The 20,015-nt window shown below is 36.3% G+C and carries 19 protein-coding genes; 11 read left to right on the top strand and 8 right to left on the bottom strand.

Annotated features, from left to right (window positions below; all coding sequences use genetic code 11):
* Nucleotides 1-783: 783 nt before the first annotated feature.
* The 8 genes from H0S70_RS03830 to H0S70_RS03795 all read left to right on the top strand — a co-directional run bounded on the left by H0S70_RS03830 (nt 784) and on the right by H0S70_RS03795 (nt 8,821).
* Nucleotides 784-2,910 carry a catalase gene (locus H0S70_RS03830; protein WP_188321763.1) on the top strand — a complete coding sequence of 709 codons (2,127 nt, stop codon included), beginning with the start codon at nt 784-786 and terminating at the stop codon, nt 2,908-2,910.
* Nucleotides 2,911-3,065: 155 nt separating this feature from the next.
* Nucleotides 3,066-4,103 carry a DNA topoisomerase IB gene (locus H0S70_RS03825; RefSeq protein WP_228453781.1) on the top strand — a complete coding sequence of 346 codons (1,038 nt, stop codon included), beginning with the start codon at nt 3,066-3,068 and terminating at the stop codon, nt 4,101-4,103.
* A gap of 223 nt (nt 4,104-4,326) precedes the next feature.
* The gene (locus H0S70_RS03820) at nt 4,327-4,677 is read left to right on the top strand and encodes a 4Fe-4S dicluster domain-containing protein (protein WP_123904793.1); all 351 of its coding nucleotides are present in this window, start codon (nt 4,327-4,329) and stop codon (nt 4,675-4,677) included.
* Nucleotides 4,678-4,784: 107 nt separating this feature from the next.
* Complete coding sequence (serC, locus tag H0S70_RS03815; RefSeq protein WP_188321762.1) at nt 4,785-5,846, top strand: 3-phosphoserine/phosphohydroxythreonine transaminase; 1,062 nt, start codon at nt 4,785-4,787, stop codon at nt 5,844-5,846.
* Nucleotides 5,847-5,888: 42 nt separating this feature from the next.
* Nucleotides 5,889-6,848 (top strand): D-2-hydroxyacid dehydrogenase, encoded by a 960-nt coding sequence (locus H0S70_RS03810; protein WP_188321761.1) that lies wholly within the window; start codon nt 5,889-5,891, stop codon nt 6,846-6,848.
* Nucleotides 6,849-6,854: 6 nt separating this feature from the next.
* Complete coding sequence (locus tag H0S70_RS03805) at nt 6,855-8,099, top strand: DUF1015 domain-containing protein (protein ID WP_188321760.1); 1,245 nt, start codon at nt 6,855-6,857, stop codon at nt 8,097-8,099.
* Between the two features lie 48 nt (nt 8,100-8,147).
* Nucleotides 8,148-8,468 carry a hypothetical protein gene (locus tag H0S70_RS14600; protein ID WP_394367307.1) on the top strand — a complete coding sequence of 107 codons (321 nt, stop codon included), beginning with the start codon at nt 8,148-8,150 and terminating at the stop codon, nt 8,466-8,468.
* Entirely contained in the window at nt 8,468-8,821 is a 354-nt protein-coding gene (locus H0S70_RS03795) for a diacylglycerol kinase family protein (protein WP_188321759.1), read from the top strand. The genes H0S70_RS14600 and H0S70_RS03795 overlap by 1 nt, the downstream gene beginning before the upstream one ends.
* Here the strand turns inward: H0S70_RS03795 and H0S70_RS03790 are convergent.
* From H0S70_RS03790 to amaB, 6 genes are all read right to left on the bottom strand, one after another.
* Nucleotides 8,818-9,591 carry a patatin-like phospholipase family protein gene (locus H0S70_RS03790; RefSeq protein ID WP_084186043.1) on the bottom strand — a complete coding sequence of 258 codons (774 nt, stop codon included), beginning with the start codon at nt 9,589-9,591 and terminating at the stop codon, nt 8,818-8,820. The two genes, H0S70_RS03795 and H0S70_RS03790, sit on opposite strands and share 4 nt — an antisense overlap.
* Before the next feature lie 73 nt (nt 9,592-9,664).
* On the bottom strand, nt 9,665-11,056 hold the full coding sequence (gene lpdA, locus H0S70_RS03785; RefSeq protein ID WP_188321758.1) for a dihydrolipoyl dehydrogenase: 1,392 nt from the start codon (nt 11,054-11,056) through the stop codon (nt 9,665-9,667).
* A 202-nt stretch (nt 11,057-11,258) separates the two neighbouring features.
* On the bottom strand, nt 11,259-13,688 hold the full coding sequence (locus H0S70_RS03780; protein ID WP_188321757.1) for an alpha-ketoacid dehydrogenase subunit alpha/beta: 2,430 nt from the start codon (nt 13,686-13,688) through the stop codon (nt 11,259-11,261).
* Nucleotides 13,689-14,036: 348 nt separating this feature from the next.
* Nucleotides 14,037-14,288: a putative signal transducing protein gene (locus H0S70_RS03775; RefSeq protein WP_123247611.1), complete on the bottom strand. Its 252-nt coding sequence runs from the start codon at nt 14,286-14,288 to the stop codon at nt 14,037-14,039.
* A gap of 111 nt (nt 14,289-14,399) precedes the next feature.
* Nucleotides 14,400-15,734 (bottom strand): L-lysine 6-transaminase, encoded by a 1,335-nt coding sequence (gene lat / locus H0S70_RS03770; RefSeq protein ID WP_188321756.1) that lies wholly within the window; start codon nt 15,732-15,734, stop codon nt 14,400-14,402.
* Nucleotides 15,735-15,819: 85 nt separating this feature from the next.
* On the bottom strand, nt 15,820-17,370 hold the full coding sequence (gene amaB, locus H0S70_RS03765; RefSeq protein WP_188321755.1) for an L-piperidine-6-carboxylate dehydrogenase: 1,551 nt from the start codon (nt 17,368-17,370) through the stop codon (nt 15,820-15,822).
* Nucleotides 17,371-17,562: 192 nt separating this feature from the next.
* On the opposite strand from amaB, the gene H0S70_RS03760 reads away from it, so the two are divergent.
* A complete protein-coding gene (locus H0S70_RS03760; protein WP_169711629.1) occupies nt 17,563-17,724 on the top strand; it encodes a hypothetical protein in 162 nt (53 codons plus the stop codon).
* A gap of 1 nt (nt 17,725) precedes the next feature.
* Here the strand turns inward: H0S70_RS03760 and H0S70_RS03755 are convergent, their stop codons facing one another.
* Entirely contained in the window at nt 17,726-18,250 is a 525-nt protein-coding gene (locus H0S70_RS03755) for a GNAT family N-acetyltransferase (protein ID WP_188321754.1), read from the bottom strand.
* A gap of 56 nt (nt 18,251-18,306) precedes the next feature.
* Complete coding sequence (locus H0S70_RS14575) at nt 18,307-19,350, bottom strand: bifunctional transcriptional activator/DNA repair enzyme AdaA (RefSeq protein ID WP_188321753.1); 1,044 nt, start codon at nt 19,348-19,350, stop codon at nt 18,307-18,309.
* Between the two features lie 122 nt (nt 19,351-19,472).
* Between H0S70_RS14575 and H0S70_RS03745 the strand changes: the two genes are divergently transcribed.
* Both H0S70_RS03745 and H0S70_RS03740 read left to right on the top strand, forming a co-directional pair.
* Nucleotides 19,473-19,712: a hypothetical protein gene (locus H0S70_RS03745; protein WP_088264876.1), complete on the top strand. Its 240-nt coding sequence runs from the start codon at nt 19,473-19,475 to the stop codon at nt 19,710-19,712.
* The gene (locus tag H0S70_RS03740; protein ID WP_188321752.1) at nt 19,702-20,010 is read left to right on the top strand and encodes a type II toxin-antitoxin system RelE/ParE family toxin; all 309 of its coding nucleotides are present in this window, start codon (nt 19,702-19,704) and stop codon (nt 20,008-20,010) included. The genes H0S70_RS03745 and H0S70_RS03740 overlap by 11 nt, the downstream gene beginning before the upstream one ends.
* Nucleotides 20,011-20,015: the final 5 nt, after the last annotated feature.

Genomic DNA, 20,015 nt, shown 5'->3' with positions numbered 1-20,015 from the left:
CGAACACTCTATAGCACAATTTTCTATGCTAGGAAAATGCATGCAATAATCATATTTAATAATATGTAAACTTTCTGTCAAATAAATTAATTTTCATACAACTTTATTATTAACTTTAAATAAAATTTAAAAGTTTTAAATTATGATTTTAAAATTAATTTTTAGAGACAAAAAAAATGCTTTTCTTTTTTATACCAACTTGACTATCAAACTAATCTTGTTTCCTTGTAAAAATGAAGGATTGGAAATTGTTGTATATTGAATTTCGATCTTAAACAATGGAAAAAAACTTAATGAAATCAATCGCATTGATGAACTATTAAGTTCAAATGAGTTTTAAAATAGATGAGAATGATCAATCTGTTGTACTATTTATTATTCGCACGAAAATTTTACAAATAAATAATTCAATAAAATTTAAATATGGCTTATGATTTGCCACCGTTAAAAAGTTAAACGATACACCTTTCATGGTTAATCAAAATATGATTCTATGCGGTAAAATCTTTTGGAGATTACATTGAGGATTGTTAGCAAAATGTAGAAATGATCCATTCTATTATGAGTGAATTTTAGTAGGCTACATAGGACTTTTCAGAGCACAGCATTAGTTTTGATTAAAATTGATTAACATAGCCCGTATGAGATGGATTTTAAATTAAATTTTCCTTTAACATTAAAAGGATTGCTGGTTATTTACTTTAAAGCAACGGCGTAGTACATGCAATTGTAGTGAGGTACTCGAAAAAGATAAAAAAAATCAAAGCAAATAAATATTATATTATGAAAAAAGAAAAACCAAATCACAGCGCAAAAATTGATGACCTTTCTAAAAACTTCATCTCGAACGACGGAAAAACTTTCGTATCAGAACACGGCATTCCTGTACATGATTCTCACAATTCTTTGAAAGCAGGAGAAAGAGGACCTTCGCTTTTAGAAGATTTTCTTTTGAGAGAAAAACTAGCACATTTCGACAGGGAAAGAATCCCGGAAAGAGTTGTGCACGCGAGAGCTGCGGCGGCGCATGGGGTTTTCATCCTTCAAAAAGATATGAGCGAATACACTTCCGCCGATTTTCTCAATGGCGTTGGAAAAGAAACCCCAGTGTTTGTGAGGCTTTCCACTGTAGCCGGATTTAAAGGTTCGACAGATTTGGCGCGAGATGTAAGAGGATTTGCAGTAAAATTTTATACCAACCAGGGTAATTTCGACCTCGTTGGAAATAATATACCGGTATTTTTCATTCAGGATGCAATGAAATTTCCGGATGTTGTGCATGCTGTAAAACCGGAACCTGATAACGAAATGCCACAAGCCGCATCCGCTCACGATACCTTCTGGGATTTTGTTTCTCTATCTCCGGAAGCCTCGCACATGATCATGTGGACGATGAGCGACAGAGCGATCCCGAGAAGCTTAAGAATGATGGAAGGTTTTGGAGTGCATACTTTCAAATTAGTAAATAAAAAAGGGAAAGCGCATTTTGTAAAATTCCACTGGAAGCCGGTTTTGGGTGTACATTCCGTTTGTTGGGATGAAGCGCAAAAGATTTCCGGAAAAAATTCAGATTTCCATCGTGAAGATTTATGGGAAAACATTGAAAAAGGCAATTTCCCAGAATGGGAATTTGGCGTACAGATTATTCCTGAAGAAGATGAGTTTAAATTTGATTTTGATATTCTAGACCCCACCAAATTGATTCCTGAAGAATTAGTTCCTGTAGAAATTATTGGGAAGATGACTTTAAATAGAAATCCTGACAATTTCTTCGCGGAAAACGAGCAGTCCGCTTTCTCTCCGGGAAATATTGTTCCTGGGATTGATTTCAGTAATGATCCCTTATTGCAGGGAAGAATCTTTTCTTATCACGATACACAAATGCATCGATTAGGCGGAGCTAATTTCACTCAACTTCCAATCAACAGACCATTAAACGATGCTCATAATACCCTTCGGGATGGTTTTGCACAGCATAGAATCTATAAAGAAAAATCGCATTACACTCCAAACTCTGTTGCAGGTGGCTGTCCTTTCTTAGCCAAAGCAACAGAAGGCGGTTTCATTTCTCATGGTGAAAAAATTGATGCACATATCATACGAGGTAGAAGCGACAGTTTCCGGGACCATTACAGTCAAGCAAAAATGTTCTTTAACTCACAATCCACGTACGAAAAAAATCATATAAAAGACGCATTTTCATTTGAACTTTCAAAAGTAAAATCCCCGGCAATTCGCGAAAGAGTCGTTCAGCAACTTAGCAATATCAGTTTAGATCTTTCATCGTATGTGGCAGAGAAATTAGGCTTAGAGGCACCGAAAGAAGCAGTACCAGTAGATAACCATGTACACAATGCAGACCAAAGTCCGGCAGATGTGTCATCAGTAATCAAAGAGCCAGCTACCAAAAAATCGGACGCTTTAAGTATGGCGAATACTAAAAAAGATAGTATAAAATCTAGAAAAATAGCGGTTTTTGTTACGGATGGTTTTGATGCTGGTTCTTTTGCCGAACTTAATAATGAATTAGAGAAGGAAGGAGCTGAAGCTTGCCCTATTGCTCCAAAATTAGGAAAAGTGAAAGATAGCGAAGGAAAGGAATTTGAGGTAAAGGACACTTACTTTAATACAGCTTCTGTCCTTTTTGACGCAGTATATATTGTGGGCGGTGAGCAAAATTTCAAGGCGGTATCAGAAATTTCCAATGCGGTGGAATTTGCAAATGATGCCATCAAACATTGCAAAGTGATTGGCGGCTGTAATGGTTCTGAAATGTTTTATTCTAAGGCGCCACTTTTTGCAAAGGCAGGCAAAGACGATAAAGCATTTATCCTGACTAGTGATGTTAAAAAATTTATAAATACTTTAAAACAACACAGAAATTGGGATCGAGAACCGAAGGTAAAATAATAAATATTAAATTTTTAACTTACTGGTAATGTTATCATTTTAACCATATCCTTAAATATAAATTGAAACCTCTTTTGGTAAAATTATAATTTGAGGATATGTTTTTTATTTATTTGTCTATATATATCTTTCAATAATAATTTTAAAATTACTCATTGGAAAATAATTCTATCCAAAGTTCAACCATATCATTGATTGGTGGCGGACCTGCAGCACTTTTTATGCTGAAACATATTTATGAAAATAAAGTTCAACTCAAAAAGATTTTTGTATTTGAACGAAACGAAAGATTTGGAGTAGGTATGCCTTATGGAAAATCTGCCTGGGAAAATGTTTGGATTTGCGCATTGGAAAATGGTCATCTACAAGCTACCGGTGTAGATGGAAAGAAACGGAAGCAATATCGATATCATCCGCTTTGGAATGCATTGCGCAATCACACAAAGTTTTATAGGATGTTGCAGTTTGGTAACGCCTTACCAAAAATTAGGCTGCAGTTAGAAAAAGATTTAGCATTGCGAACTTTAGAAAAGAGAAAAGTTTTAGCACTAATCGTAAGTTTAATGGAAAGGACAAATATCCGAATCGGAAATAATGTTTACGAAAAATTATATGGCTCTTTTGGATTGACAACCCTAAAAGATAAACATGTCGATATCAAAGGCGAAAAAATCAGTTTTTCATTTAAAGGGAAAAAAGGAGTGTATCATGACATCAGTTTGCGGATTAAGAAACTTGCCAACACAGTTTTAGCATGCAGAGACATTCCCGGCAAAGAACTTTTCCAGTATTATGATGAGAACAAACAACGATATACCATTGACAGTGGAATGGTAAATGAATACATAAAGGAAATAAGTGGCGAAGATTTTACCGCAAAAGACTTCCGAACGTGGAGCGGTACGGTTAATGCTTTTATCGCTTTTAAAGAAATAGGTCTGGCTGAAAATGAGAAAGAAGTAAAATCAAAAGTAAAAACAGCATTAGAAAATGTTGCTTCCCACTTGGGAAATACAGCAACTGTTTGCAGAAAATATTATGTTCACCCGCTGATCGTAAATGTGTACGAAAACAATTCCATCAAAAAATATTTAGAAGAACTAGACCAAATAGAGATCAATGATGGAATTTCGGGATTAATATCAGAGGAAAAAGCTGTAATGCGAATATTAGAAAACGAAAAACTAAAATGATTGATCGGAGAATTAATTTTTTCCAAAAGAACTGCAATGATTGCGCTATTTTCCAGCGACTCGTAGCTAAAATAAATCAAAAAACTCTTCATCACATTTTGTTTAAAGACTTTAGTTTAAGTAAGAAAAAAAATTAGTTCCCTGCCATCACTTATTGAACCAAAATCGGGACAATACAGAGAAAATTTTTTATCTTTGTGGAAATTTAAAATATAAAATAGCAATGGCTATCAAAATAACAGATGAATGTATCAATTGTGGAGCTTGTGAACCGGAATGTCCTAATAATGCGATCTACGAAGGCGCTGTAGATTGGAAAGCTTCCGACGGAACCTCCCTCAAAGGAAGAGTTGTTTTGAAATCTGGTTTAATCATCGATGCAGACGCTCCTCAAGAACCCTTAAGCGATGATGTGTACTACATCGTTCCAGATAAATGTACTGAATGTAAAGGCTTCCACGAAGAGCCACAATGTGCTGCAGTTTGTCCTGTAGACTGCTGTGTTCCCGATGATGAACATGTAGAATCCGAAGAAAGCTTACTTCAGAAAAAAGCATTCCTGCATGGGGAATAAAACGTTTCCGCTCACTTTTTGTGGGCTTTTTTTTTAGATATTTCTCTCAAAAATCATCTCTGCAGTTTGCTGCAATCTTTTCAAATCTCTTAAAATAAAAAGTAAAAATGAATAAAAAACACAATTTCAGCGCAGGTCCATGTATTCTTCCGCAAGACGTTTTCGAAAAATCTGCTCAAGCCATTTTGGATTTCAACGGAATCGGCCTTTCTCTTCTCGAAATTTCCCACAGAAGTAAAGATTTTGTAGCAGTAATGGATGAAGCCAGAGCCATCGTAAAGCGGTTAATGAATTTGAATGATGATTATGAAGTGCTATATTTGGGTGGAGGAGCGAGTTTGCAATTTGTGATGGTTCCTTTCAATTTGATGAAGTCCGAAAACGGAAAAGCCGCTTATCTCGATACCGGAGTTTGGGCTGCAGGAGCTATTAAGGAGGCGAAAAAATTCGGTTCAGTAGATGTTGTGGGTTCATCAAAAGAAGATAATTACAGCTATGTTCCGAAAGATTACACGGTTGGAAGCGAATACGATTATTTCCACTGCACATCCAATAATACCATTTACGGAACCCAGATGAAATCTTTTCCTAAAGTTGATACTTTGATGGTTTGTGATATGAGTTCTGATATTTTTTCCCGCGAATTGGATTTTTCTCAATTTGATTTAATCTATGCCGGAGCTCAGAAAAATATGGGTCCCGCGGGAGTTACTTTAGTAGTAGTGAAGAAAGAAATTTTAGGCAAATCAGGTCGCGATATCCCTTCAATCCTCGATTATTCTCAGCATATCGCTAAGGAATCCATGTACAATACACCTCCTGTATTCCCGGTTTATGCCTCACTTCTCACCTTGCAACATTTAGAAAACAATGGCGGAATTGCAGCAGCAGAAGCTAGAAACCAAGCCAAAGCAAAACTCCTGTATGAAGAAATCGACCGCAATCCGCTTTTCGAAACTTTCTGCAAAAAAGAAGATCGTTCTTTGATGAATGTTTCTTTCAGATTGTTGGATGAATCCAAAAAAGAAGCCTTCGATAATGCTTGGAAAGCTGCAGGAATCAGTGGTTTGAACGGACACAGAAGCATCGGTGGATACCGCGCAAGTTTATACAATGCATTGCCTCTCGAAAGCGTTCAGGTTTTGGTGGATGTCATGAAAAACTTTTAATCAATTACCAATTATCATCATTAATTTACTTATAAAACTTTTATGAAAGTATTAGCCAACGATGGTCTGTCAGAATCCGGAATTAACGCTTTAACTAGCGCCGGTATTGAGTTTGTGGAAGCCAAAGTTTCCCAAGAACACCTCGCTAATTTCATCAACGAAAACCAAATAGATGTTCTTTTAGTAAGAAGCGCTACCCAAGTTCCACAGGAATTAATCGATGATTGTCCTTCCCTAAAAATCATCGGAAGAGGCGGTGTAGGAATGGATAATATCGATGTGGAATATGCGATTGAAAAAGGTTTATTCGTCATCAACACCCCAAACGCTTCTTCAAGATCCGTTGCCGAAATTGTATTTGCGCATTTCTTTTCATTAGCAAGATTTCTCCACGAATCCAACAGATTGATGCCATTAGAAGGAGATACGCACTTTAATGCGATGAAAAAATCGTTCTCCAAAGCGATTGAATTAGAAGGGAAAACTTTAGGTGTCATCGGTTTTGGTGGAATTGGTAAAGAAGTAGTGAAAATGGGGATTTCTTTAGGAATGAAAGTGAAAGTTCTCACCAGAAAACCTAAAACCGAAACCATTTCTTTAGAATTTTTTGATGGTCAAAAACTGAACTTTGAAATTACATCTACCAATAATTTTGATGAATTTTTAAAAGACACCGATTTTATCAGCATCAACACTCCAAAAACCAACGAATACATCATCGACACGCCTCAATTCGAGAAAATGAAAGATGGCGTATTTATTGTAAATACTGCAAGAGGTGGCGTAATCAATGAGGTTGCCCTACTCGATTATATAGAATCCGGAAAAGTTGCAGGTGCCGCACTGGATGTTTTCGAAAACGAACCAACACCGGAATTGCAGTTGCTGATGAATCCTAACCTTTCACTTTCCCCACATTTAGGTGGAAATACACTGGATGCCCAGGAAAAAATCGGTGCTGAACTTGCCATGCAAATCATAGATATTAAAACGAAATTATAGATAAAAATGCCTATATTCAAGCCATTTCGGGGAATAAGACCAAGCGAAGATTATGTTGACAAATTCCCTACTCACCCTTTAGATAGTTTCACGCAAGAGGAAATTAACAAAAAGGCGCAGGAAGATTCCTCCTATATACAAATGATTAAGCCTTATGTCGTAAGTAAATCCAAAGATATCGACCGAAATTTGCGGAAAATACGAACGAATTTCGAGGAATTGCTCGATGATAAGAAACTTGTTCAAGACAATTCTTCCTATTATCTTTATGAGCAGGTTTTGCCCAATAAATCGATATTTCGTGGACTTATGGGTTTGGTAAGTGTAGAAGATTTCCGAAATGGTAAAATCAAAAAACATGAATCCACCATCACCCAAAGAAAAGAAAAACTCGCCTATTATTTAGAAAAAGTTAATCTACAGGCAGAGCCGGTTCTTTTGACCTATTTGGCTAATCCGAAAATTGAATTGCTCATGAACCATGAGGAAAAAAATGTTCCAATTATCAATTATGTCTCGGATAACGGAACTCGCCATAAAGTTTGGCGAATCGATAACCGATTGAAAATGATGCAGTACAAGGAAGTTTTGGAACAAATCGATTCTTTTTATATAGCCGATGGACATCACCGAATTGGATCTACTGCTTTGAATGCTCAGAACCAACAGAAGAAAAACAAAAAACACAACGGAACCGAGCATTACAACTATGTTTTCAGTTTTTTAGTTTCCAATCAATCCATTAAAATTCATGATTACAACAGACTTTTAGAAGATTTGAATGGCTTATCGGAAACCGAATTTTTAAAGAAAATTGAAGAAAACTTCCTTATTCATGAAAAAGGGGCAACTCCGTACTATCCTTCGCAGAAATTCCATATTTCAATGTATTTGGGTGGTAAATTTTATTCTCTTCACGTAAAACATGAGTTGAGAAAGCAACAAAGCGATTTCAATGATTTGGATCATTTCCTTTTGGAAGAATATATCCTAAAAGATATTTTGGGAATTGAAAACCCGAAAACCACCGATAAAATCACTTACAGCAAAGGAAATTCGAGCATTGAAGGAATTAATTTAATTAAAGAAAAAGTAGACTCCGGAAAATATAAGGTCGGATTTGGAATTTATCCGGTAAGCTTCAACGATTTGCTGAAAGTTTCGGACAAAAACATCAAAATGCCTCCAAAATGCACTTATATTGAACCAAAACTCGTTACTGCTTTGCTAATGTACGACATGAAACAGTAATTTTTTTCTCAATAAATTTGTTTAAATTTGGTTTCAAATTAGCAATCTATGACAGCCAAATTAATCACCATACTTCCGCTCTTTTTGGGCGGAATTTTATTTTCTCAGCACCAAGCGGATTCTATTCAATTCAAAAATATTTCCGACGAAATTTTAACCAATGGACTTGCCTACGAAAATCTGAGAGATTTAACAAAAAATATTGGTCATCGATTGAGCGGATCCCCTGAACTGGTTACGGATTCCCAGCGATATTTTGAAATTCACCATTCCGAAGAAGACACTTTTGACAAGGTAAATCATCGTGAACTGCATTTGGGAGCAGTAGTAATGGGACAATTAATTTACATGATCGATAAAAATTGGTAATGAGAAAACCTGCATTTCATAAAAGTTTGTGGAACTCGGTAAAAGGCGTGATTTGGATGCTGAAATCAGAAAGAAATTTCCAAATTGAAATTTTCGCGCTGTTGGTCAACCTTTTCCTGATTGTTTATCTTCGCTTGTCAGCCATCGATACGGCGCTTATTTTAATAGTTTGTTTTGCGGTTTTAAGTTTAGAAATCATCAATACATGCATCGAAAAAGTTTGCGACATCATTCAACCAGGATTTGATGATAGAATAAAAATCATCAAAGATAGCGCTGCAGGAACTGTTTTATTAATGGCAATCGCTTCGGTATTTGTGGGAATTTTGATTTATTGGAAGTATTTTTTCTAGAAATGTACATTCTCGAAAGAATCTTTAGCCGCATCATAACCAATTTGAAAAATCTCTTCCAAACGATGCGTTTTTTTCTCGAAAGTTCCATACTGTGAAAGTTTTTTAGAACTAATGATCCAATCACAATATGAAAATTTATGAATTTCCGTCCGATGTGACAGCAATTCGTAAGCCCGTGTAGTAACAGCTTTTATAGAATTCAGATTCGCAACTTCCACATCCTGAGGTAAAGAAACATAAACACCGATTAATTTTTTACAGTCATTTTGGATAATATCCGCAGGGAAATTATTCAAAACACCTCCATCGCTGAACATTTCGTTTCCAACAATATAAGGAGTTGTAATCCCGGGAATAGAGCAAGAAGCAATTACTGCATCCACTATTTTGTCTGTACTGTTGAATATTTTCTGATCACCGGATACCAGTTCTGTTGCGATAATTTTAAGTTCAATTTCTAGATCTCCTATGGTCATTTGTTTAAAAATAGGATTCAGATAAGTAGAAAAGATTGTCGATGATACCAACCCCGGTTTATTAAATGTAAAATGTTTCCAATGAAAGAAATAAACCGACTTGAAAAAATCCAGTATTTCTTCGGGAGATTTCCCAATTGCATGAAGACTTCCAACGATAGAACCCGCGCTGCAACAAGCTAAAATATCTGGCTGGATGTTTTTCTCTATTAAAAATTTTAAAACTCCAGCATGAGCAATTCCTTTGGTTCCGCCTCCGGAAAGTACCAATCCTAGTTGATGTTCTTTCACGATAAAAATTTTAATTTAAAAATAATAAAACCACATCCAAAAGACGTGGTTTTTATTAAAATTCTGCTAATTATTAGATATGAATCACTTCGCCATACGCTGCTGCAACGGCTTCCATTACCGCTTCAGAAATTGTTGGATGCGGGTGAATAGATTTTAAAATTTCGTGTCCGGTAGTTTCCAATTTACGCGCCACTACTGCTTCAGCAATCATATCAGTAACGCCATCGCCTACCATGTGACAACCTAGCCATTCGCCATATTTCGCATCAAAAATTACTTTGATGAAACCATCAGTATCGCCGTTTGCTGTTGCTTTTCCGGATGCTGAGAAAGGGAATTTTCCTACTTTGATTTCGTAACCTTTTTCTTTCGCTTGTTTTTCAGTTAAGCCTACAGAAGCGATTTCCGGATGACAGTAAGTACAACCAGGAATATTGCCATAATCGATCTTTTCTACATGAAGACCTTTGATTTTTTCTACACAAGTAATTCCTTCCGCAGATGCAACGTGTGCCAAAGCTTGAGTTGGAAGAATGTCTCCAATCGCGTAATATCCCGGAACTGAAGTTTCGTACCATTCGTTTACCAAAACTCTTCCTTTATCGGTTTGGATTCCTACTTCTTCAAATCCTTGTCCTTCAATATTTGCAGAAATTCCTACTGCAGATAATAACATATCAGCTTCCAGGGTAACATTTCCACTAGCAGTTTTCACAATTGCTTTCACTCCGTTTCCACTGGTATCGATAGATTCTACGGAAGCGTTGGTCATAATTTCAATTCCTGATTTTTTCAAAGATTTTTCAACATGTTTTGAAACTTCTTCGTCCTCAACAGGAACAATATTTGGCATAAATTCGACAACGGTTACTTTGGTTCCCATCGTGTTATAGAAATCAGCAAATTCTACTCCGATAGCTCCTGAACCTACTACAATCATTGATTTCGGTTGCTGCGGAAGCGAAAGCGCTTGTCTGTATCCGATTACTTTTACCCCATCTTGTGGAATATTTGGCAATTCTCTGGATCTTGCTCCGGTTGCGATGATAATATGTTCCGCAGAATATTCAGTTGCTTTCCCGTCGTTATCGGTCACACTTACTTTTTTTCCTTTTTGAACTTTAGCAGTTCCCATGATCACATCGATCTTGTTTTTCTTCATCAAAAAAGAAATTCCACCACTCATTTTATTAGCAACTCCTCTACTTCTTTCGATGACTTTAGAAAAATCGAAACCTGGACTTTCAACAGCGTTTAAACCATATTGTTCGGCATGTTTCAAATAATTGAAAACGTGTGCAGATTTCAACAATGCTTTCGTGGGAATACATCCCCAATTCAAGCAAATCCCACCCAAGTTTTCTTTTTCGATAATGGCAGTTTTAAAACCCAATTGTGCCGCTCTGATTGCGGTAACGTAACCACCGGGTCCACTTCCGATGACAATAATATCGTAGTTCATTGTTTAAAAATTTTATGCGAATTTACGGAAATTTTTCGATGGAGTTATCTTCCTTTTTTAAGAATGCAAGAGTTTCATTGAAATTATCATTCTTAAAAGCCAGAAAAAAAAGTATTGAAAAGAAAATCGTTAAGTTTTTTTGGAATTAAAACAAAAAAAGCGAGCCCAAAAGCCCGCTTTAGTTTATTTGAAAATAGTAAAATTAGATTTTAGGAAATTTTGCAGGGTTGCTCTCATGGAACATTCCATATACTTTTTCTACCATATCATCCACACTTGGTTTGCTGAAATAATCGCCATCACTTGCATAAGGCGGACGGTGGTTTTCCGCAGAAATGGTTACGGGTTCGGAATCCAAATACTTGAATGCTTTTTGCTTTTCAAGGACTTGCTGAAGAATAAATGCTGATGTTCCGCCTTCCACATCTTCATCGATCACTACCAATCGGTTGGTTTTCTTCACGCTTTCAGCAATTTCATGTTCCAAATCGAAAGGAATTAAAGATTGAACATCAATCACTTCGGCTGAAATCCCAATTTTCTCCAACTCTTCTGCTGCTTCCATCACCAATCTCCAAGTAGATCCGTAAGTCACCAAGGTAACATCTTTTCCTTCTTTAGTTACTTCAATTTTTCCGACAGGAACAGTAAATTCTCCTAAATTATCCGGTTGTTTTTCTTTTAAACGATAGCCATTTAAACACTCCACAATTACGGCTGGATCGTCGCTTTGAAGCATTGTGTTATAAAAACCTGCAGCTTTGGTTAAATTTCTTGGAACCAAAACCAAAATCCCTTTCGATAGGTTGATAATTCCTGCCATTGGCGATCCGGAATGCCAAATTCCTTCCAAACGGTGACCACGAGTTCTAATGATTACCGGCGCTTTTTGGCCACCTTTTGTTCGGTACTGAACCGTTGCTAAATCATCGCTCATTCCTTGTAAACAATACAAAATATAATCAAGATACTGAATTTCTGCAATCGGTCTCAGACCGCGCATCGCCATCCCGATTCCTTGTCCCAAAATGGTTGCTTCGCGAATTCCGGTATCTGCAATTCTTACCTCACCGTATTTTTCCTGAAGTCCTTCCAAACCTTGGTTCACGTCACCAATATTTCCGGCATCTTCACCAAAAACCAAAGATTCAGGATATTTGCTAAAAATTTTATCGAAATTATTTCTCACCACTACTCTACCATCTACGGTTTCAGAATTTTCCGAATAAATCGGCGCAACTTCCTTAACATTGGTTGCTTTCCACTGAGATTGCGAATAAAGATGAGACGAATAATTATCTTTTTCTACGGCATAAATTTCATTGTATTTCGCCTGGAGATTTGCTCTTTCAACGCTATTATTTCCTCTGGTTAGCAATAAAGTTTTTCTTACCAAATGAAAAATATCTTTCTTTGAAGCCGAAATGATTTTCTTGAATTTCTCAATCTCATTTTCGATTTCAGTATTTTGAGTTTTTAAATTTTCAATTAATGGAAAAACAGCATTCTTCAAGTTCTGAATGGTGGTCTGATAATTTTCCCACGCTTTCTTCTGACCGTCTTTTACGAATTTTTTTGCTTCCGAATCTATCATTTCCAAATCTTCTGCTGTAGCCAACGGCTGCTCGTTTCCTTCAATTTCGATAGAATAATTTAAAATCCATTCTTTAAACTGAACCAGCCCATCGAATTCGGATTCCCATTTCAAACGTTCTTTATTTTTATATCTTTCGTGCGATCCGGAAGTGGAATGTCCTTGAGGCTGAGTAACTTCCACAACGTGTACAACTACAGGAACACTTTCAGTTCTGGCAAAATGTTCCGCCTTTGCATACGCATCCAGAAGCGCTGCATAATCCCATGCTTTTACCTGAATAATTTCGCAACCTTGGTTTTCGCCTTCTTTTCTTTGAAAACCTGAAAGCATTTCGGAAATATCCGCTTTTGCTCTTTGATTTTGAGTCGGAACGGAAATCCCGTAACCATCATCCCAAATAGAAACAATCATCGGAACTTGAAGCGCACAGGCAGCATTCAAAGTTTCCCAGAAATGACCTTCCGCAGTGGATGCATCACCGATGGTTCCAAAAGCAATTTCGTTTCCGTTGTCTGAGAACTTTTCAGAGCCTTCAAATTTCACCGATTTGTATATATTCGAAGCTTGTGCAAGTCCCAATAATCTTGGCATTTGTCCTGCTGTAGGCGAAATATCCGATGAAATATTTTTTTGTTGCATTAAATTCTTCCATGTTCCATCTTCATTTAAACTTCGTGTTGCATAATGACCATTCATTTGTCGCCCCGCTGAAGCAGGTTCGCGTTCAACACTCGTATCTGCGTATAATTGTGCGAAAAAGCTTTCTACCGTAACTGCGCCAATTACCAAAGAAAAAGTCTGATCCCGGTAATATCCCGAACGAAAATCTCCGTTTTTGAAAACTTTTGCCATCGCCAATTGTGGCAACTCTTTTCCGTCTCCGAAAATCCCAAATTTTGCTTTTCCAGTTAAAACTTCTCTTCTTCCGAGATAAGACATTTCGCGAGAAATTCTTCCGAGTTTATAATCTTCTAAAACATTTTTCTTAAAATCCTGAAAAGAAATCTGTTGCGTTTCTATATAAGTGGCCTCCATAAATATCTGAATTTTCACAAATATAAATAAATTTGAGAGAACCTTCCAGATTAGTTGATGACCAACCTTAAGAAATCTTTATCCATGCGCTAATGAACCGATTAATGAGCCAGAATTTGCAGTACAACATTTCAAAAAAAACGGTAATTCTTGCTTGCAATGGAAAATAAAATTCACCAAAACCCGCTCTATTTTGCTTACCGGGCCGATCTTCAATTCAAAAAAGTGCCTCTATTTGAACAAATTTCTAAAGCAAAAAAGAATTAAAAGTTGGAAAATGATAAAAAAAATCGGAGCCAAAAAAACTTGACTCCGATTTCTGTAAAACGTAAAATTTAAAATATGAACTTAGTTTTTAAAATTAATATTAAGGTCTAAATCCGTTTCTTTCAAATAAGCATCAATGATTTCAAATGCTTTTTGCTCATCTTGCAAATTCACCATTAATCTGATGGTTTTCGCTGTAGGAGTAGTAGTAAATGACATATATTTATCGTTCAAAAAACTTGTAACATTTCCCACAGTTAGTTTTGATTTTATCAACTGGATTTCCGTAGGATTTTCGCTTTCAAATACACTTACTCTCGTTTCTCTTTCCATAATCATTATTCATTTCAATTTTGAATTTTAAAAATACAAAATATTTAATAAACTAAATGTTAACTTTTCTTAAATTTAAAAAAAAGTGATTATTCTTATGAAAAAAGCGCTCTAAATCTTCTGAACTGCCGCTGCAATTTTATCGACTGCAATTTGAATTTCTTCTCTCGAAACATTCAAATGTGGACGGAAACGAATCGACTGATCGCCGCAAGCAAGGATGATTAAACCATCTTCGTACAATAATTCTCTAATTTTGTCGCGAGCAGCACCGTTGGTCAAATCAATTGCACACATCAAACCTCTTCCTCTTGCGTTCGAAACTTTATCCGGAAATTGTTGTTGCAATTTTTGAAGTTCTTCCAAAAGATAATCGCCGACAAGTCTGGCATTTTCTACCAAATTTTCCTGTTCAATTACTTCTAAAACCAACTGAAAACGCAACATATCAATAAAATTGCCCCCGAAAGTTGAATTGATTCTGGAGCTTTCTCTGAACACATTTTGCGGAATTTCATCAAACTTTTCTTTATTTGCCAAAACGCCACAAACTTGTGTTTTTTTACCAAAAGAAATAATATCAGGTTTCGCTGTAAAATGTTGGAAAGCCCACATTTTACCAGTAATTCCGATTCCTGTTTGTACTTCGTCAAAGATTAAAAGTACTTCATTTTCATCACAAATATTTCTTAACCCAACAAAGAATTCATCGCGGAAATGGTGGTCGCCACCTTCTGCCTGAATCGGTTCGATGATGATGCATGCTACCTGATTCGGATTTGCCAAAATCGCTTCCTGAATATTGAGCAAAGCCAGTTGTTCATTTTTAATGGTTTCCTGTAAGTTTTCCTCTGTAATAGGGAAACTCAAGTGTGGATTGATAATTCTTGGCCAATCGAATTTAGGAAAATATTGATATTTTCGTGGATCAGAAGTATTCGTTAAACTCAATGTATAACCACTTCTTCCATGAAAAGCCTGTTTGAAATGGATGCAAATTCCGGCTTCATGATCAATGTCTTTTTCGAAATTTTTACGGGTTTTCCAGTCGAAGCAAGCTTTCATGGCATTTTCCACGCCCATTGTTCCACCTTCGATGAAGAAAGTATATTGCAATTCTTCCGGAATCACAACTCTAGAGAAAACCTCCATGAAATCTGCAAATTCCTGAGAATAAACATCGGCCAATGTTGGTTTGTTGACTGCCATTTTACCTAGCCACGCTGATTTTTCTACTAAATATGGATGGTTGTAACCAATCGAAGCCGAGCCGAACATGGAAAACATATCTAGGAATTCTTTCCCGGTATTTCGATCGTGAATCCAGCTTCCGTGGGATTTCTCGATGTCCATCACGAAATCGAATCCATCAGCTAAAAGGTGTTTCCCGAGAATTTCTTTGACTTTATTGGTCGTTTGCGGTTGAGAAGAAATTGTATCGTTCATTTTTATTTCTTTATTTAATGCTTTATCTTAATTGTAAAGAAAAAAAGCTGTTAATATTTTATTTAAATTGGTGATTTATAATATCTTACAAATCAAATTTAATTCCTTGTGCTAAAGGAAGATTGGTGGTATAATTAATCGTATTGGTTTGTCTCCTCATGTAATATTTCCATACATCCGAACCAGATTCCCTTCCGCCACCGGTTTCTTTTTCACCACCGAAGGCACCACCGATTTCCGCGCCAGATGTTCCGATATTGACATTAGCAATTCCACAATCTGAGCCTGATTGAGAAAGGAAAAGTTCAGCTTCGCGAAGATTCTGCGTCATAATTGCGGAACTCAAACCTTGTGGAACGTCGTTCTGCATTGCGATAGCGTCGTCCAAATTGTTGTATTTCATTAAATAAAGAATTGGTGCAAAAGTTTCGTGCTGTACAATTTCATAAGAATTCTCAACTTCGGCGATGCACGGTCTCACGTAACATCCTGATTTGTAATTTTTTCCTTCTAAAACTCCGCCTTCAACAACAAATTTTCCACCTTCGGCTTTGCATTTTTCAATGGAATTCAAATATTGATTTACTGCATCTTGATCGATGAGGGGACCAACGTGATTGTTTTCATCTAAAGGATTTCCGATTTTTAATTGTCCGTAAGCTTTTACCAAACGATTCTTCACTTCATCATAAACAGATTCATGGATAATCAAACGTCTCGTGGAAGTACACCTTTGTCCGGCAGTTCCCACTGCACCGAAAACCGCGCCGATCACCGACATGTCTAAATCTGCATTTTCGGTAATGATGATGGCGTTGTTACCGCCCAGTTCAAGAATTGATTTCCCGAATCTTTCGGCTACATTTTTCCCAACGATTCTTCCAACTTTTGTCGAACCGGTGAAAGAAACCAATGCTACATTTTTATCTTTTACCAAGTGATCTCCGATTTCGTGATCGCCTACTATCATTGAAGAAATTCCTACCGGAAGGTTGTTTTCTTTTAAAACTTCGCTGATGATATTCTGACAAGCGATTCCGCAAAGTGGTGTTTTTTCTGAAGGTTTCCAGATGGTAACATTGCCGCAAATCCATGACAATGCAGTGTTCCACGACCAAACCGCAACCGGAAAATTGAACGCGGAAATAATTCCCACAATTCCTAGCGGATGATATTGCTCGTACATGCGATGTCCAGGTCTTTCGGAATGCATCGTGAAACCGTGAAGCTGTCGCGATAAACCTACGGCAAAATCGCAGATATCAATCATTTCCTGAACTTCACCCAAGCCTTCCTGCAAAGATTTCCCCATTTCATAAGAAACCAATTTCCCTAAATCATCTTTATATTCCCGAAGTTTCAATCCAAATTGGCGAACTAATTCTCCCCTTTTCGGCGCTGGAATCATGCGAAATTCCTTAAAAGCCGCTTTTGCAGTTTCCACTACTTTTTGATAATCCTGAGCGTTGGCAGTTTTCACTTTTGCGATCAATTGACCGTCGGTTGGTGAATGACTTTCTATAAAATCTCCGTTAGAAAAGTAATTTCCGCCGGTGGAGACTCCATTATTTTCTGTTGATATTCCTAAATTTTTAAGTGTTTTTTCAATTCCGAAATTATCGTTATTTTGGGACATAAATTTAAATTTGAGTTGTGTTTAAAGATAAGAATTTTGCTCATATCTGAAAATTTCCGCCAATCATTTGCATTAAAATCTAAAAAACAACGATTTCATAAAAGATTTTGTACCTATTATGAACACAATGATTCTTCTTAAACCAATTGTAGATTAAGAATATTTAAGTATTTTTGAAACAAGAACAGAAAAATGGAAAATCAGCAACCTGAAAACAACAATAATTCTAAGTTTAAAACTTGGTTCAAGCGAGTGGGAATTGGTGGTTTGATCTTCTTTACGGTAAAAGGAATTGCGTGGCTTTTCGTTTTTTATTTCGGTGCTGAAATGTTTCAGGATTGCTCCGGTAAATAATTTACCAATCGGATTTTCGGATTTCGTAAATCACATTAATTTTCGGTAATTCGCCGTAATAGGCAATTTCTTCTTCGCTAATTTTTTTGGCACCCAGTTTCTCCATTGCTTTTTGCGAACGAATATTGTTTTTTCCGACATGGAAAATCGCCGATTCTACAAATTGAAAAATATAATCCAACATCAGTTTTTTCACCTGCGGATTGATGTTTTTTCCCCAAGATTTGGTTCCGTAAAAAGTATAACCAATTAAAATCGAGTTTTTTTCTTCATTAAAATCATAAAATCTCGTCGAACCCAAAACTTCATTCGATTGCTTATCAATAATCAGAAAAGCGCCTTTACTTTCGAGGGCACCTTTAAAGAAATTTTCGAAAACTTCCCTTTTGTAGCGGTCTTTATTCGGATGTTGCTCCCAAACTTTCGGGTCGGAAGCTACTTCAAATAATCTTTCAAAATCGTTTTCTTTTAATGGAATTAATTTGAAATTTTCGTTTTCTAAAATCAGTTGGATCGAGAAATTCATGGACATTTTTTTTTCAAAATTAAAATTAAATATTAAATAAAAATCTTTAAACTTCATTAAAAAAGAATCGCCTTCTCCAGTTCCAGCAACTTTTGTTTTCGCCAAATTCCGCCACCGTAACCAGTCAAAGTTCCGTCAGTACCGATTACCCGATGACATGGAATTAGAATGGAAATTTTGTTCATCCCATTTGCGTTTGCTACTGCACGAACTTTTTTCGCGTCGCCCAGCGCTTGGGATTGTTTCCGGTAATTCCAAGTTTCACCATATGGAATTTGTTGCAGAATTTTCCAAACACTTTTCTGAAATTCCGTTCCAACAGGACTTAGCGGAACAGAAAACTCTTTGAGCTTGCCTTCAAAATACAATTTCAATTCTTTCTCTAAAAGTTTGAAATGTGGATTTTCGCCTAAAACAATGGTCGCATTCAGCGATTTTGCTAGATCTTTGAATTCCGTTTCGAGCAATTTTCTGTCGGTGAATTCCAACATACAAATTCCCTCTTCCACCGCAGCAGCGTACATCGTTCCAATCGGCGTTTCGATTCTTTTCAGGTCGATAATTCTCTGTTCTTTTGAATTTTTTGGTGAAACTCCAAAGATATTTTTAAAACTTTCACTGAAACCGCTTAAACTTTCAAAACCACTGTCATAAGCTGTTTCCATAATATTTTCACCTTGTTGCAATTTTTTAAAAGCTGTATTCAATCGAAACATCCGTTGAAAAGCTTGAAAAGTCATTCCATGATTTTTCTGAAACCATCTTCGCATTGTTGCCGGTTCAATTCCACGTTTTACCAAATCGTAATCTTTAAATTTCTGCGCCGGATTTTCTCTTAATTCTTCTAAAACCTCCTGAATATATTGCGGAGTTTCATCCGGATTTTCGAGCGGTTTACATACTTTGCAAGGTCTGTAACCTTTTAAAATAGCCGCTTTTGTAGAGGAAAAAAACTCTACATTTTCCGGTTTTGGTTTTCTGGCGCGACAAATCGGACGGCAAAAAATTCCGGTGGTTTTTACACCCATCCAAAAAACGCCTTCGAAATCGGGGTTTTTGTTGAGTGAAGCTTGGTACATGATTTCGGGAGAAAGTTCCATTTTGTAAATTTAAAGCAAATTTAGGTTCGGAAAGAAAACTTTGCAACCGAAAAATTGACAAGTATTTTTGATGATTAATTTTTCTAAGAAAATTTTAATTAATTTTGATAAAAATATCAGCGATGAATTCATCAACTTTAAATATCATTAATAAAAAGCTAGAAAACGAGCCGCAGGAAATCTTGGATCGTGTTTTGGCGTATTTGGAAGATATTTTAGAAGACAAAAATTCAAAAAAAACGGATTTTGAGTTGACAGAAGAACAAAAAAATAGTCTTCACAAAATAAAAAACCGTCCTTTAGAAGAGCACACCGACGTGGAAAATTTTGTAAGTGAAATGAAATCCAAATATGGAATTTAAGATTGTAATTTCAACTGAGGCTCAACATGATTTAGAAGAACATTATCTTTATTACAGAGAATTTGCGAATAAAAAAGTCGCTTACCAATTTTTCAAATCCTTTGAAACCACTAAAAATTCTATCGCCAAAAACCCGTATTTTCGAATCTGGTTTGATGATTTTCGTGGATTTCCCTTAAAAAAATTTCCTTTTATCATTTTTTATTTTATTGATGCAGAGAAAAATACCATTGTAATTTCTCGACTTTTCCACACTTCGCAAAACCCTGAAAAATATCCTAAAAAAAGCGAACCGTAGTTCGC

This window comes from Chryseobacterium manosquense, assembly GCF_014623485.1.
GTDB classification, from domain to species: Bacteria; Bacteroidota; Bacteroidia; order Flavobacteriales; family Weeksellaceae; genus Kaistella; species Kaistella haifensis.
The sequence above is the reverse complement of the archived record's forward strand: the minus strand, read 5'-3'. Positions and strand labels throughout refer to the sequence as shown.